A 15,296-nucleotide genomic window follows, 5' to 3' on the forward strand; every position below is an offset into this window, starting at 1 on the left:
ACCGAGCATGCCACGGGATGCTTTGAGCACCCCCACCAACGAAAGGGCGAGAGAACCAGATGAACAAGCGATTTGAAGAGTTAACGCCGACGTCGCCTGACGAACCGACGATCGAGTCCTACACGTGGCCAGGGGGCACGGCGCGAGGCTCTCGGCCCCTGTTCGGTGAGTCGGCGAAAGAGTACGACAACGTCCGCCCTGGGTACGACCAGGCCCTCGTCGCAGAAGTGCTCCTCTATGCCCAGCGACCGGACTCGGCGGTCGAGATAGGCGCTGGAACAGGCAAGGCGACAGCCGCCTTCATCGCGGCCGGGATCAGTGTGGCCTGCGTTGAGCCCGACCCTGCAATGGCCGATCGGCTCGCCAGCAAGTTCACGGCAGAACACGTGGTCGTCCATCGCCATGCCTTTGAGGATTGGTGGCCCTCACAGTCGCAGGCGCTCATCTACTGTGCACAGGCTTGGCACTGGCTCGATCCCGAGGCCAGATGCCACAGGGCTGCAGACGTCTTGGCGCCTGGTGGTGCTTTGGCCCTGTTCGGACACCGGTACCTTCTAGCTGACCCCGAGATGGAGGCCAAGATTGACGCCGTCTACAGGGATGTCGCCCCTCAACTGCTTGGGGACCCTGAGCTGCGTGGCGTGCCGGCCGATAGGTACTGGTATACGGATGAGTTGCGTGAGTCCTCCCTATACACAGATATCCAGACGGCCGACTTCCGCAGGGTGATCCGTTTCGACGTCGAGACATACCTGCGTCTCGTTGCGACGTTCTCCTCACACCGACAGCTCGATCCGATGGTGCTGACGGTGCTCCTTGAAGGAATCGGGCGGGCAGTGGACGGTGGCCACGTAGATGTCGACCTAGCCACGGTGCTCGCTCTCGGACGGACTCCGCGATCCTGATAGGCGAGCATCCCGCGTTGGCCGAGGACCGTCGCGCCTGAGCCTGAACGAGGGGCGGTCCGCAACTGGCTCGAGCGAGACTGCTTAAACCGCTTGACGAACGAGCGCGCCACACCTACCGTTTTAAGTGCAAGACGAGACGCCGAGTCGACCATCAGGGCCGACTCATCGCCGGCCCCGACCGGGCAGACGCAAGGTCTCATCACGCAGGGCCAAGTTTTGGCGGCCGCGCGTGGTGGGGCCTTTTTTGTTTACCCGGAAGAGGTCGGCAGGCGCTCGACGCTTCGCCTAGGAGGACCGATGAAGACGGTGCCCGCTCATCTGCGAGCTGACAACTCGCAGCCGCACACGACATCGCCAGTGGCCCTCGAACCGTTGCGCGACATCATTTGGAACGTCACGGCTATCTGCGGGTGGAACTGTGCCACCTGCTGCGTGGCGGCGACGCACGTGAAGCAAAAGAACGGCGCGGTTCTGATCAGCTCTCCCGAACTCGACCGCTACGAGGTGATCCAGGACGACGGCGAGGGCGGCAACCCATTCGATCGTGCGCTGCGATACCGTCAGCGCCGCGGCATGGAACTCACCCTCGCCGAGAAGCTAGTGATCCTCGATCACCTGGCCGGGCACAACGTGCGGTTGGATGTCTCCGGGGGCGACGTGCTCTCTCCGCGCGAGAACTACGTATTGCTACAAGAGGCGGCGCGTCGCTTTGGAAAGAATGCGATAACCCTCACAGCGACGGGCGCTGGCCTCGCTCACTACGACATCCCCGCACTGGCAGAGATGATCAGTGAACTAAATTTCACGTTCGACGGGGAGCCGGACGAGACTGACCCGTTGCGGCCCTCGACTTACGCCCGAACGAACCTCCAGCGCGCGCGCAAGTTCGCCGCCGCGGGTGTGGCAACGCGAGCTGAGTGTCCGCTAAGCGCACAGAATCTTGAGCCCGAGGCGCTCGCCCGCCTCTACACACAACTACACGAGGCTCGTGTCGACAAACTGCTCCTCATGAGACTTTTTCCTGTGGGCCGCGGCGCCATGGTACCGGACGCAATCCCGACGAACGACCAGTATCGGCGTGCGATTGCCACCCTGCGTGCCCTCGAGGAGCGTTACGAGTTTCCCAAGGTCAAACTGCAGTGCGCGCTGCGGCTGATGGAGGGCCCTACTGCCGTGAACCCATGCGACGCGGTCACGGAAAGCTTCGGGCTCACCTGGGACGGGATCCTGCTCGGCAGCCCATGGGCGATCAACAAGTCCGGCAAGCCCGCAGACCCCGCTTGGGTGCTTGGCAACCTACGCACGACGAGTCTCACCGAGATCTTGTCTAGTGAGAAGGTGCAGAGCATGCAGGCTCGGGCTGCCGAGAACCACGGACACTGCAAGATCTTCAGCTGGCTCAACGGAGAGAGTGTCCACTCCGAGGACCGCATTTTCGAGCGCGCTGATCCGATGTACACCGACGTCGTGGACGCCGCGGGGGGAGCCGCATGACGCCGACCCTGGTAGAGATTCCGAGACGTAGGCTCGGGCCGGCAACCGTGCCCCGATTGTTCCTCGGCGACCACGGATATCTGGCCAAACTGGACTCAACGCTGACCGTCGACCAGGTGGCGGAAAGCATGCGCTCGATGCTCGCCACAGCCTCGGTGGGACTCTCGGCGGGCGAGACGCGTGTCATTGATACGGCCGTTAACGTCCTTGCTGGTCGCGAAGACCGGAGCCTCATGATCCACTCGGACCTCCACGCTCTCCTCCGCGGCGAACGGATCCGCTACCGCCATCTCGCCGCGACGACCACCGAGCGGCTCTCAGCACACGGCCTGGACCTCACTCGCGACCCCGTCCTCGGCTTCCTGTACGACATTGGCGGCCGGGGATCCACCATCTCGCTCCGGCACCACGCAGGCCTTGAGCTTGACGCCGATGCACTCCAGGGGTCGCAGAGCGAAATCAGGCGCGCGAAACCATGCCTCGTCTCGGTGGGTGGCGACTGGCTGGACCTACTTCTGTTGATGGGCCGTGGCGACCTTGCCGCCGCGGGCCTGACCCAGTTGGCCCACACCGCGCGGTCGATCGGCGCCGCCGTGCTTGCGACGACTTACGTCGGTGCCGTAATCGCACCAACGGCCATCGCGCCGATCATCGACTTGGTCGATGGCCTTCTGGTCCCGTTGAACCGCTCTGGGTTCGGCATGCTGCCGAATGCCGCGGAACACCTGTCCTGGCTCGCTGGAGTGGACAAGCCCGTCCTCGGCATGCACGTACTCGCAGGAGAGTCCACGCCGGCGAGCGCGCTGATGTGGCTCGACCTGCCAATGGTTGCGGCTCTCGTGATTGGCGCGTCCTCCGCCTCGCACCAACTAGCGCTCGTCGCTGAGGCGAACCGATACTTCGGCGGAGCGGTCCGGTGAACGGCTCTCGCGGCCGTTGGGGCATGCCAGCGATCGTGCCGGCGACGGCGAACGTGTGTGCGGTTGAGTTGGCAACGCTCAGCGTCTCCCTACGACTAGGGCTTGGCATAGCAACAATCGGCGTCCTGTTCGCAAGCTTCCATGCGGGCTATCTGCTGGCGGACCCGTTGCGGCGCCACGTGAGGTTGAGGGGGAGTGCGCTCGCGATGAGCACCATGCTGGCGGCGCTATGCCTGTGTGTCCTAGGGCCCGCTTGGTCAGTGCCGCTCACTGCGATCACGTTGCTCGTGTTCAACAGCGTCGCGCAGGCTGTCCGACGCTCAGTCAAGGCTGTACAAAACGTGCCCACCCGCATGAAGAACACGGGCAAAGCGCTCGGCATGATTCTAGGCGGCGCGGTGGGCGCCACGCATCTGGGGCCCGTCGCCCTGGCGGTCTTCGCGGTCTACTTCGTCTGGCAGGCGGTGCCAACGATTCCGCCTGGCCCTCGCATCGAGCGCGGCCGCCTCGGCCTGCGTGACCGAACGCTGCTGTGGGGCGAGTTCGTCCACCATGCCCACTACTTTGCGTACTGCTACAGCTTCTGGTACCTAGCACCAGCACTGATCTCTCCCTGGACTGGCCTCTGGTTTGTGGTGGGTTGGGTCGCCTACTTCGCGCTCGAGCGCATCTGGCGAGAAGGTCGTCGCGCGTTCGCACCAAAGGTCATCGCAGTCGGCCATGTCACGGTTGCCGCAGCCCTCCTTATGATGCCTCACATGAACGCATCCGGCGTGCTGGCCGCGTGGTTCGTCACAGGTATCGGTGGCGGGACCGCCTACATGCTGGGCAGTGCCGCAGGCCAGGGTCCCCGAGAGAGGTTCGAGGACTGCGGGCACGTCGCCGGAGCCGCCATCAGCGTGTTCGTTGCCGTGTCGGCTGCCGACAACCGCAGCGCCGCCCAGCTGACTGTCATCGCAGCCGCGATTCTATCAGTCACGACTGCCATCATCTTCTCGTCGGTCTCGCGCCTAGCGCCAGACCGGACAACTCAAAGGATCGGTGAAACCAATGCGCGTCGTTGAGGTCGAGGCGAAGTCCATCCTGGTGCCCAGCAAGTTGCCGGACGCGGACTACGTGATCAACCCCTACACAGGGTGTGCGTTCGGATGCGCCTATTGCTACGCGAGCTTTATGGGCCGTTATGTTAGCGAGGAGATCTCCTCGTGGGGTGACTACGTGTACGTCAAGACGAACGCGGTCGATCTTGCCCGCAGCGACGTCGGATCGATCGGTATCGGCAAAAGGAACTCAACCATCCTGCTCTCGTCGGTTACCGACCCCTACCAAGGCGTCGAATCTAAGTACAGGTTGACGCGCGGAATCCTGGAAGTTCTGGTCGAGGCACAGTGGCCCGGCCGAGTCGGGATCCTGACCAAGTCGCCGCTCGTGACCCGTGACATCGATATCTTGAGTCAGCTCCCCCGACCGGAGGTGGGACTCACAGTTACCACCACCGATGACACCATCAGCAAGTGGCTCGAGGTCCGCGCTCCGAAGGCATCCGCGCGGCTACGAGCACTCCGGGAACTGAAGGATGCCGGTCTCCCCGTCTACGCGTTCGTCGGGCCGCTCCTGCCGCACTTCCGTTCCAGGCCTGACCTGCTAGACCGGCTGTTCGCGGGTCTCAGCGAAGCGGGAGTAGAAGATCTTTACATCGAGCACATCAACCTCAAGGCCTATATTCGGTCGCGGCTCGAACCCAGACTCACGTCCGAGCCTCAGGCCGTGCGCGATGCCTACGAGGACGCCCGGCGCGACGACCACCGCGCCGCGCTCGACCTGCTCGTATCGGAACTTCGCCAGAAGTATGGACTTCGCCTGCGCCTCGACGAAGTGCTGTACCACGAGACCGGGGTCGCCGCAGCCGCCGTAAAGTCGGCTCCCGCCTCGCTCAAGTCTGATGGCGCGGTCGCACCGCTGCCGGACAGCCGTCAACCGTGATGACGCGCCCGAAGGGATGCGCTGACCTGCTCGGCATCCGGCCACCCCGGGACCAAGTGGCCGAAGATGGCCCGCGTGGCGAGACCGGAGTCGAGCAGCTCCTGCTCGACGCGATGTCGATGCGATTCCGCCCACGAGGCCTCCGTGGGCAACCGAGAATAGCGGCCCAGACGCACGAGGTCGTCGAGCCAGTCGCGTGCATCCTGACTCAGACTCGAGGCCTTCGCGCGGAGCGCGTCGGCCAAGCCAACAAGGTGCTGGACCGCTACCCCGGCCGGAACGGATGCGCGCATAGCCTGGTCGAACCTCCGCCGGTAGCGGTCAACGGCGTGCCTGTCGCTCGTCATGAAGCCCTCGATGGGTCGCTCGCCAACGGGAGCCTCTTTGTACCGTACGAGGACCTTCCGGTCCGCCAAGTATCCTCGAGTGCGGGTCAGCAGAGCCTGCGGGCCAATGAACAACTCAACGCCGGACTCCAAGTCGCGGCGGACAATATCCAGACCATGCTCATACAGTTCGTCCAGGTCCGTCACCCGGGTGTAGCGGACGCCCTGATCCATTTGCGCGACCAGAGGTGGCCAGAATTTGGCGGCGCCAGAGACCTTCGGCGAGGCGCTGATAGATCGAATGTGGAACTTGGCGATCCTGATCGCCTCGATCGCAAGCTGCGCAAGGGCCTCGGCGTTGTGCGCCGGACGCGATTCCTCGTGACTCGGAACCCTACCCGTCCACAATTCGACGGCCGGTATGGCCGCCTGCCGGAGAAGTTCGCTGCGGGTGTCAACCTGCGCGATTCCAGTTTTTGGAAGCCTGCTGACATGTGTCAATGTGGAAGACACACTCCAGGTCTCTTCGGCGGCCAAGCTCAGCCACGCCGTCGCAGGATCCGCCGCATACCACGCATTCCTCTGGCGCAGGCGATAACCCACGATCAGCCCAATGAGACGCAGTTCCTTGGTTATCGCAAACCCCGACGCCTCACTCAGTCCCGTCTCCGCTAAGAGCACGACATGTGCCATGGGTCCTTTCGTCAAGAGTCGGACATAGACCTTGACGGAATCCTCCGAAAACCCAAGCCGCGTCATGAACAACAACAGCCGACTGATCTCGACTCCCCACTGACGGCTTCCAGGCTTTGTTGGCACTCAACCTCCAAGGGACGGTACCTGGCAATGGAAATCCACGAACTCGAAGACTTCATCAACGAGGCGATTGCGAACGGCTGGCCCTCGAACACGGTACCCCGCACGGACGCCGACTTTCCAAAGTTTCACGGAGGAAACTACCTCCGCGGCCCCTGGCGCTGCCTGGATGTCTGGTCAGGCGCGACCACCGACGCCGGCATGCTCGTCGTCTTCCTGGAGGAATCCCCGGTCTGGACCTGCGTCTACCGCGGGGGGCTACTCGTCGGCAGCCCCTATCTGAAACAGACAACAGTGCCCGACAACGAGCTGTTCGACTTCCTTATCACAGCCCTGAGTAGCCCAAACTCAGATGCATTCAAGCTCCGCGGCCCCTCCCGGCTAGACAGTAGGGACGGGAGATGGACTTACCGCATGGCCCTGCAGGGAGACGTGCAGTCCTTCGTAGCAACTGAGCAGATCCTCGAACGGGGCAAGCTCGCCTACGAACGCATCTTGGCCGGGGGCCTAGTCGGTGACGGCGCTGCCTACGGCCCCAAGTCGTTCGACGTCCTGAGATGAAGAGAGCACGGATCGTCGGCTTGACAGGGCCTTCAGCAGCGGGAAAGTCCACGCTGGCTCGCCAGGCCATGACTGTCCACGGAAGCGCGGTCGTTGTGCAACAGGACTGGTACTTTAGGAACTCTTCCGAATGCCCAATCGACGCTAACTTCTGCGAACTTAGGTGGATGCACGTCGACGACTTCATCCGTGACGTCACTGACCTGGCGCATGGTACGCCCATTAATGCGCCGTTTATTGACTTCTCAACGTTCGAACGCCAAGGCACCGTGCGCATCGATCCGGCTCCCTTGGTGATTGTCGAGGGCATGACGATTCTGCGCGTCCCGCAAGTCGATATACAGTTCGCGCGCCGCTTCTACCTAGACATAGAAATGGCGCAGATAGCCTCACGCAAAAGGACTCGAGATATCTTCGAAAGGAGCAAGTCCCGCGAAATCGTGGAGTCCCAGTTACGCTGGATCGCGGAGGAGTACGCACGAGACGAAACGCTTAGGTCCCGCCTCGATGTCACAGTGCTCCACGCGGACGAGCCTACCGACGAACTGGTAACCGCACTGCTGGCGTAGACGTCGCCACCCATCGCACACGACGAGACCAGGTTGCCACGGGCTCACCCACCGGGACAATATAGGGGCCAGTCTCACGACACGGGAATGCACGGGCTGGAAGGCCTCTCGGGGCACTCCTGACTCGAACCACGAGGCTGCTCGAAGGGGAACTCGGCAGTGATGGAGCCGTCATGGTCACCGGGGGTCACGGGATCGGCCGTGCGGCGACGATTCACCGGGCGGCCCATGCCTGGGTCGCAAGGTCGACGAGGAGGCTGGCACTTGCCGAGATCCATGCTGGGCTGGATGGGTCCGGCTTGGCCGAGGCCCAGCACAGGTCGACGCTGCACTCATCGAGCCGGCCCCGGGCTCGACGCATTCATGTGGGCTCGCCCTATCCGGCGGCGAGCCCCGGACCAGGGTCCCAGGGCTCGTCCTCAGGTCGAGACCACGCTCAGGATTCGATGAACTCCAACAGGTCCTTGTTGATGATGTCGGCGTTAACAGTGCACATGCCATGCGAGAAGCCCGGGTACACCTTGAGGGTCCCGTGCTGCAGGAGCTTGATCGACAACTCGGCCGAGTCAGCGATCGGCACGACCTGGTCGTCGTCGCCGTGCAGCACCAGAGTCGGGACGGTGATGTGCTTCAGGTCCTCGGTGAAGTCGGTCTCCGAGAACGCCTCGATCCCCTCGTAGTGCGCCTTGGCCCCGCCCATCATGCCCTGTCGCCACCAGTTCCAGATGACGCCCTGCGAGACGATGGCCCCGGGCCTGTTGAAACCATAGAAGGGCCCCGAGGCGACGTCGAGGTAAAACTGGGAGCGGTTGGTCGCCGTGCCTTCACGGAACCCGTCGAACACCTCGATCGGCAGCCCGCCCGGGTTGGCGTCGGTCTTCAGCATGAGTGGCGGGACCGCGCCGATGAGAACTGCCTTGCCCACGCGTCCGCTGCCGTGACGGGCGACGTACCGCGCGACCTCGCCGCCCCCGGTGGAGTGCCCAATGTGCACGGCGTCGCGCAGGTCGAGGTGCTGGACCACCGCGGCGACGTCGGCGGCATACGTATCCATGTCATGCCCGCCTGAGGTCTGGGTCGACCGGCCATGGCCGCGACGGTCGTGTGCCACCACCCGGTAGCCGCGCTGGACGAAGAACATCAGCTGCGCGTCCCAGTCGTCCGAGCTGAGCGGCCACCCGTGGTGGAACATGATCGGCGGCCCGCTGCCCCAGTCCTTGTAGAAGATCTGGGCGCCGTCGTTCGTTGTGACCATGGGCATTGGTCTGTCCTCCTTGATTTGCAGTACGGACCGGCTATGAGGCCCGCAGGCCTCTTGGGCACCGTCGCGCGGCGTGTCCACGAGCGCTCGTCGTCACACTTCTGTCCGAGCCTGGGAAATCAGCATCCCAGAACTTCGTGGCTGGAACAGGGCTGTTGATATCGAATCCCGCCAGGACTGACTTTGCCGTCCGGATTCCCGGATGGTGCGTCCTCTATATGCATAGGGACACGCATGTCTCGGACGCCGAGACTGTCGCAGTTAGCGGAGCGACCGGAACGCGGTCCGGATTTCTTGTGCGAACAGCTCGGGTTCCTCCCACGCGGCGAAATGGCCGCCCTTGTCGGGCTTGTTGTAGTACATGAGGGTCGGGTAGGTGTTCTGGACCCAGCTCTGCGGGGCCTGGAAGATCTCGCCAGGGAAGGCACTGAAGGCTACAGGGACCGTGACGGGCGGGGGGACCTGGCCGCCGCCAGCGGCTCGTGCGTTCTCCCAGAACGAGCGGGCGGCCGAGTCGCCGGTGCCGGTCAGCCAGTAAAGGGTCACGTTGTCGAGGATGTGGGTGCGAGTCAGGTTGCCCGTCGGGGGCCCGCCGAGGAATGCCTGGGAGATCTTCGTGTAGCTGTCAGTGTCGTGATCGAGCATCCAGGCCGCCAGTGCGACGGGTGAGTCCAGGAGCGCATAACTGATCGTCTGCGGTCGCGTGGCCTGCTCGATCAGGTAGCCGTTGCCGGTCCTGTTGAACAGGAGAAGGGCGGCGGCCGCGGCGCGCTCCTCGTCAGTATTCATCGGTTGGGGGGCTCCTCCCAATGCAGATACGAGAAGGTTCAGGTGGATGCCGACCAGCCCCGCCGCCCTGATGCGGGCCATCGCGTCGGTGACGCCCGCCCCGACATCGCCGCCCTGGGCGACATACCGGGTGTAACCGAGACGGCCCATCAACTCCGCCCAAGCGCGCGCGACCCGGCCGGCGTTCCAGCCCATTTCAGTCGGCTGGCCGGAGAAGCCGTAGCCCGGAATGGACGGCAGCACCAGGTCGAACGCGTCCGCGGCGCTGCCGCCGTAGGCGGTCGGATTCGTGAGCGGGTCGACGGTCTCCAGCAACTCGATAATCGAGCCTGGCCAGCCATGCGTCATGATCAGCGGCAGCGCCCCGGCGTGCGGTGAGCGCACGTGGATGAAGTGGATGTTGACGCCGTCGATCTCGGTCATGAACTGCGGCAATGCATTCAGCTTCGCCTCGAACACGCGCCAGTTGTAGTTGGTCGTCCAGAAACGGGCCAGCGCCTGGGCGGTCGCAAGTTGCACGCCCTGCGAGCGGTCGGCGACGAGCTCCATGGTGGGCCAGCGAGTCGTGGCGATGCGGCCGCGCAGCGCGACGAGCTGCGTGGTCGGAACGGCGACTTGGAAGGGCTGGATCCCGGTGGGGTCCGTCAATCCCTCGCGGAGACGTCGCGTTCTCGTGGGCTGCGCCGCGGCCGCAGACGTGTCCCCGAGTCCGCCGGTTGCCGCGACGGCGAGGGTCGCGGCAAGCCCGCCGTACAGCACATTCCGTCGCGTGGGGCCGGACGCTGTGATCGACGCCTCCGGAACGCGAGGCGCCTCGATGGCTGCGCGACCGGCCTCCGCGCGAGACCGTCCGTCAGAAGCTGTACTCATGTGCCTCTCCTCTTCGTGAACCGTGGAGCTTCTGTGTGGTCAGAAGCGTGCTCGGTTCACTCGGAACGGCGCGCCAGTGAGCACCCTGGTCTTCTCACGGGCCTGCGGGATGACTCGGTCAGCGCCCGGGGCCGAACAGGGTCACACCTCGGGTGTGAACGGGTCGGTCGCTGACCCCTTGGAGCCCCCGCCCCGGCCCCATCGGCCAGGGAGACGACCAGGGTCGACCCTGGTGTCAGGGACTGTCTGGTAGAGCCACCTTGGTAGGGCCAACAACAGCCCTACAACTGCAAGGAGACCTCTCATGCCGGCGAAACTGTTCCTCGTCCGTGGCGTCATCGCCATTGCGTGGGCCGCGGCCTTCGCGACGATGTTCGACGCACTCACAACCGGCACCGCGGTGTTGCTGGTCATCTACCCGCTCGTGGACGCGGTTGCCTCAGTGGTGGATGCTCGCAACCAGTCCGGCGGCACCCGGCGATGGCTACTCATCAACGCGGCTATCAGCACGGTGACAGCGGCGCTGCTCGGCATTGCCGCTACTGGTGACAAGGGTGACGTCCTCGCAGTGTTCGGCGTCTGGGCCCTACTGTCCGGAATCGCCCAGTTCGTAGTCGCGTGGCGTCGGCGCGCGACGTTCGGCTGGCAGTGGCCGATGCTCGCGGCGGGCTCGGTCTCCACCATCTTTGGTGTCTTGTTTGTTCTGATGTCCGGTGCCTCGAACCCGACGCTGATGCCGCTTGTGGTCTACGCCGGCACCGGTGGGGTCGACTTCATCATCGAGGCGTGGCTGCTCCGGCGGCGCTTCCGCACGGCCAGCATGTCCACGCGGGATTCCGTGGACGCGAGCACGTCACCCCTGACGCCCCAGCAACCGTGAGTGATCATGCTCAACCCCGGCCGGCACGTCAGAGCCGTGTTTGCAGATGCCTTCGCGCCCAGGGAGGTCGGCGCTCTGGCCCGCACGGTGCCGGGCGTGGAGCTCGATCTCGTCGTCAGGCTCCCGGCCGCAACCAGCGAGATGTTTCGCGTCCCGCGAGCAACCATCGACCACGTGAGCCTGGAGACGGCCCGTCAGGCCCGTAACGAGGCACGGACTTCGTCGCTGTCGCCCGCCAAGCGAAGCGCTCCCCGAGCTGGCGACGAACGAACTCGGCATCACGAACGTCGCAGCGATCGATGCCATCGACAACGGCCGGTTGGGCCTTCTTTCGCATGCCTGCCAAGGCTGGTTGACAATCTGGGCAGTGCTTTCGTCACGGGCACTACTTGCCCCTTCATGTCGCGGCCAGGTCGGCCGGACCCGACGGCCAGCACCTTGCTGCTCGTTGGCTCGACTGCCGCCCGCCGCGCTGCTCTTGGGCCCCGTTCGCGAGACAGGCCGCCGCCGACAGTTGAGGCGATCGCCGAGCGTCGGCTGTACTGTCGCGTCGTGGGTGCGGAAGAGCCGCCGTTTACGGGGCGTGACCATGAGTGCAGGTTGCTTGAAGACGCACTGCAGCGCGTTCGGGCTGGTGAGAGTGCGGTTCTCGTCATTCGTGGCGAGGCCGGCATCGGCAAAACCGCGCTGATGACGTACTGCGGAAGCGAAGCGACGGACTACCTCGTGGTTCAGATCGCCGGCATCGAGTCGGAGCTGGAACTGCCCTTCGCCGCTCTGCATCAGCTTTGCCAACCGTTCTTGAACCACCTCACGAAGCTCCCGAAACCCCAGGCGCGTGCACTCAAGGTCGCGTTCGGCTTGACGGCTGAAACCACTGCGGACCATTTTGTCGTCGGCCTCGCTGTGCTGAGCCTGCTCGCCGAGGCGGCTGGCAACCAACCACTCCTGTGTCTGATCGACGACGCACAGTGGCTGGACGAGGCCTCGTCACACGTGCTCGGAATCGTGGGACGGCGCCTGCGGGCGGAATCACTGTTGCTGTTGGTCGCGGTTCGGGAGGAGGGTGCTGAGCGCACCTTTCCGGACCTGCCCAGCCTTACCGTTGGGGGCCTATCGGAGCATCACTCTCGAGTCCTCCTGACCGCAACCGTCGCAGGCCCACTCGATCACCAGGTTCGCGATCGGATCGTCGCAGAGACGCGTGGCAATCCACTGGCCCTCTTGGAGCTTCCCAAGGGAATGACTCCCACCGAGCTCGCGGGGGGGTTCGCGGTCCCAAGTACGGCCAGCGTGCCCGGACACATCGAGGCGCAGTACCGGCGGCGAATCAAGGCCCTGCCGGCTGCGACGCAGCGACTCATGTTGCTGGCGGCTGCTGATCCCACCGGAGACGCAACCCTCCTGTGGCGCGCGGCGCACATACTCGATGTTGGACGGGATTCAGCCCTCCTCGGAGACCAGCTGCTAGACGTAGGCTCCCGTGTCCGATTTCGTCACCCGCTCGCCAGATCGGCCGCCTACGCCGTCGCCTCACCTGAGGATCGTCGAGCTGCCCACCGGGCACTGGCCGCAGCGACAGACTACGAAGTCGACCCGGATCGTCGCGCGTGGCACCTTGCCCTCGCCGCCACCGGACCCGACGAGGAAACGGCAACCGAGTTGGAGCGAACCGCCGGCAGGGCGCAGGCACGCGCGGGTCTGCCTGCGGCAGCCACACTCCTGCAACGCTCAGCGGCCTTGACCGCGAGCCCCGCGCGGCGCGCAGAGCGCGAAATGGCTGCGGCCTACGCGCACGTCCAGGCTGGTTCGTTCGACACAGCACTCGGGCTGCTGGCCCGGGTCGAGGCGGACGCCGCCAACGATGTGCAACGTGCTCGCGCGGAACAATTACGGGGGCAGATCCAGTTCGCGATCAGCCCGGGACGTGAGGCGCCGATCATGCTGCTGCGCGCGGCGCGCCGACTTGAGGCGCTCAACGTCTCGCTCGCCCGGGAGACGTACCTGTATGCGTGGGTCGCCGCCGTGATGGCTGGTCCTCTCGCCGAGTCGGGCGGCGGTCTCGTCGATGTCTCGCGGGCCGCGCGATCCGCGGACCGTGTGGACCCCGTTCGACCCTCCGATCTGTTGCTCGACGGGCTGGCCGCGATGGTCCTGGATGGGCGTGCGCAAGCCCAGGAGGACCTTCGACGTGCAGTGGACGCGTTCGTGAACGGAACGGTGTCTGCGGACGACTGGCTGCAGTGGGGCATTCTCGCTCAGGTCGCGTCGATGGCCTTGTGGGACTTCGACAGCTACGTGCTTCTGAGTCGTCGGCAAACGGAGGTTGCCCGCGAGTCAGGCGCGCTCTCTCCGCTGTCGATTGCTCTGGCTGCGCATGGCGCGGTCCTCACATTGTCTGGCCACCTCGAGACCGCGACCGCGCTCTTGCATGAGTGGGAGGCGGTGAACGAGGTGACCGGAGCGCAGGCGGCCACGTCGCACAGCTTGATTCTCGCGGGATACCGCGGTCGGCCGGCAGATGCCCTCCCGCTCCTGTCGGCGACAATCGTCGATGCGAGTGAGCGCGGAGAGGGGCAGGCCGCCCAGTTGGCCAACTGGGCGATGGCTGTTCTCTGCAACGGCCTTGGGCGTTACGAGGACGCCCTTACCGCGGCCGAGGCTGCCTGTGCAGATATCTACGCGCCCACGGGCGACATGCTTGTTCTCCCTGAGGTGGTCGAGGCGGCCAGAAGGACGGGCAACTGGGGAGCAGCACGGGACGCGATGGACCGTCTGACGGCGATGACTGTGATCGAAGGTGCCGAGTGGGGGAAAGGTCTACAGGCGCGTTGCCGCGCACTCGTCAGCGAGTCTGATGTCGCCGAGCAGTGGTACACCGAAGCGATTCGGCGACTCCGCGACACCCAGCTCGGGCCGGACCTCGGGCGCGCGTACTTGCTCTACGGCGAGTGGCTCCGCCGCGAGAACAGACGCCTCGACGCACGTCATCAGCTGCGTACCGCTCACGAGATGTTCGTGTCCATGGGCGCAGAGGCATTCGCTGAGCGAGCGCGCAGGGAGCTCGTGGCGACTGGTGAGCGGGTTCGGCAGCGAGCTCCGGACCAGCGGAGCGGTCTCAGTGCGCAGGAGGAGCACATCGCCCGCCTGGCTCGCGACGGACGCACCAATTCTGAGATCGGCTCTGAGCTGTTCCTCAGTGCACGAACCGTTGAGTGGCACTTGCGCAAGGTGTTCATCAAGCTCGGCATCAGTTCCCGCCGGGAACTCCAGGAGGCACTGCCGCCGTCGAGTGGCTAGGGCGCGCCCGTGCCAACGTCGACCAGGGTTAGGCCAGGGATCCTCCCTGACGCGAGCCACAGTACTGGGTTGGATGCTGGCCTTGGGGGGTCAGAACAAGGGGACACCATGTCGAGGAACACACGTGACGGGTCTGAGGGCACGATGACCGTTGACGAGCAGAACCCGCAAGCGGGCGCGCTGGATGGCTCTCTGGCCGACATGCTTGACCTGGCGCTCCTGGCCAAGCAGGCGCATTGGAACCTCGTCGGCCCCCGCTTCGGGTCGATGCGTCTGCTGTTCGATGAACTGGCGGGAACGGCGATCGTCAGTGCCGAACGCATTGCCGAACGATCCGTGATGCTCGGCCACTACGCCGACGGGCGCGCCGCGACCGTCGTCGCGATGAGCTCACTGCCACAGCTGGAATCTGGTGCGCTCCACGACGCTGAGGCGATCAAGGCGTTCGGCAACATCCTCGAGGCAGTGATGAACCGTGTCCACATTGCGTTGGAAGCTTTCGAACACGACGTCGTCACCGTTGAGCTGTTCACCCACGTCCTCACAGCGATGGAAAGGTACGCCTGGATGTTGCGCGCTCAAGGCACCGACTGATGCCCTGGGCAGGCCATGACCAGGG

Annotated in this window: 13 protein-coding genes; 10 read left to right on the plus strand and 3 right to left on the minus strand. The window is 64.7% G+C overall.

Features of this window, described 5'->3' with window-relative positions; all coding sequences use genetic code 11:
* Positions 1-59 precede the first annotated feature (59 nt).
* The 5 genes from ACWEOW_RS01085 (at position 60) to ACWEOW_RS01105 (ending at position 5,305) form a co-directional block, all read left to right on the plus strand.
* Complete coding sequence (locus tag ACWEOW_RS01085) at positions 60-905, plus strand: class I SAM-dependent methyltransferase (protein WP_452267292.1); 846 nt, start codon at positions 60-62, stop codon at positions 903-905.
* Positions 906-1,205: 300 nt separating this feature from the next.
* Entirely contained in the window at positions 1,206-2,402 is a 1,197-nt protein-coding gene (locus tag ACWEOW_RS01090) for a hypothetical protein (RefSeq protein WP_452267293.1), read from the plus strand.
* Positions 2,399-3,322 carry a hypothetical protein gene (locus ACWEOW_RS01095; protein WP_452267294.1) on the plus strand — a complete coding sequence of 308 codons (924 nt, stop codon included), beginning with the start codon at positions 2,399-2,401 and terminating at the stop codon, positions 3,320-3,322. The genes ACWEOW_RS01090 and ACWEOW_RS01095 overlap by 4 nt, the downstream gene beginning before the upstream one ends.
* A gap of 206 nt (positions 3,323-3,528) precedes the next feature.
* Positions 3,529-4,386 (plus strand): hypothetical protein, encoded by an 858-nt coding sequence (locus tag ACWEOW_RS01100; RefSeq protein ID WP_452267295.1) that lies wholly within the window; start codon positions 3,529-3,531, stop codon positions 4,384-4,386.
* Positions 4,373-5,305: a radical SAM protein gene (locus ACWEOW_RS01105; protein ID WP_452267296.1), complete on the plus strand. Its 933-nt coding sequence runs from the start codon at positions 4,373-4,375 to the stop codon at positions 5,303-5,305. Before ACWEOW_RS01100 ends, ACWEOW_RS01105 begins: the two co-directional genes overlap by 14 nt.
* Here the strand turns inward: ACWEOW_RS01105 and ACWEOW_RS01110 are convergent.
* Positions 5,296-6,324 (minus strand): hypothetical protein, encoded by a 1,029-nt coding sequence (locus ACWEOW_RS01110; RefSeq protein ID WP_452267297.1) that lies wholly within the window; start codon positions 6,322-6,324, stop codon positions 5,296-5,298. The two genes, ACWEOW_RS01105 and ACWEOW_RS01110, sit on opposite strands and share 10 nt — an antisense overlap.
* A gap of 153 nt (positions 6,325-6,477) precedes the next feature.
* On the opposite strand from ACWEOW_RS01110, the gene ACWEOW_RS01115 reads away from it, so the two are divergent.
* Entirely contained in the window at positions 6,478-7,008 is a 531-nt protein-coding gene (locus ACWEOW_RS01115; RefSeq protein WP_452267298.1) for a DUF5680 domain-containing protein, read from the plus strand.
* Positions 7,005-7,577 (plus strand): uridine kinase family protein, encoded by a 573-nt coding sequence (locus tag ACWEOW_RS01120; protein ID WP_452267299.1) that lies wholly within the window; start codon positions 7,005-7,007, stop codon positions 7,575-7,577. The genes ACWEOW_RS01115 and ACWEOW_RS01120 overlap by 4 nt, the downstream gene beginning before the upstream one ends.
* 436 nt (positions 7,578-8,013) lie before the next feature.
* Here ACWEOW_RS01120 and ACWEOW_RS01125 read toward each other — a convergent pair whose 3' ends face one another.
* Both ACWEOW_RS01125 and ACWEOW_RS01130 read right to left on the minus strand, forming a co-directional pair.
* Positions 8,014-8,838: an alpha/beta fold hydrolase gene (locus ACWEOW_RS01125; protein ID WP_452267300.1), complete on the minus strand. Its 825-nt coding sequence runs from the start codon at positions 8,836-8,838 to the stop codon at positions 8,014-8,016.
* 261 nt (positions 8,839-9,099) lie between these two features.
* On the minus strand, positions 9,100-10,386 hold the full coding sequence (locus ACWEOW_RS01130; RefSeq protein ID WP_452267301.1) for an epoxide hydrolase family protein: 1,287 nt from the start codon (positions 10,384-10,386) through the stop codon (positions 9,100-9,102).
* A 415-nt stretch (positions 10,387-10,801) separates the two neighbouring features.
* Between ACWEOW_RS01130 and ACWEOW_RS01135 the strand changes: the two genes are divergently transcribed.
* The 3 genes from ACWEOW_RS01135 to ACWEOW_RS01145 all read left to right on the plus strand — a co-directional run bounded on the left by ACWEOW_RS01135 (position 10,802) and on the right by ACWEOW_RS01145 (position 15,271).
* On the plus strand, positions 10,802-11,377 hold the full coding sequence (locus tag ACWEOW_RS01135) for a DUF308 domain-containing protein (RefSeq protein ID WP_452267302.1): 576 nt from the start codon (positions 10,802-10,804) through the stop codon (positions 11,375-11,377).
* A gap of 552 nt (positions 11,378-11,929) precedes the next feature.
* Positions 11,930-14,677 carry a helix-turn-helix transcriptional regulator gene (locus ACWEOW_RS01140; RefSeq protein ID WP_452267303.1) on the plus strand — a complete coding sequence of 916 codons (2,748 nt, stop codon included), beginning with the start codon at positions 11,930-11,932 and terminating at the stop codon, positions 14,675-14,677.
* Between the two features lie 144 nt (positions 14,678-14,821).
* Positions 14,822-15,271: a Dps family protein gene (locus tag ACWEOW_RS01145; RefSeq protein ID WP_452267304.1), complete on the plus strand. Its 450-nt coding sequence runs from the start codon at positions 14,822-14,824 to the stop codon at positions 15,269-15,271.
* The last annotated feature ends 25 nt before the right edge of the window (positions 15,272-15,296 follow it).

This window comes from Monashia sp. NPDC004114, from assembly GCF_053603855.1.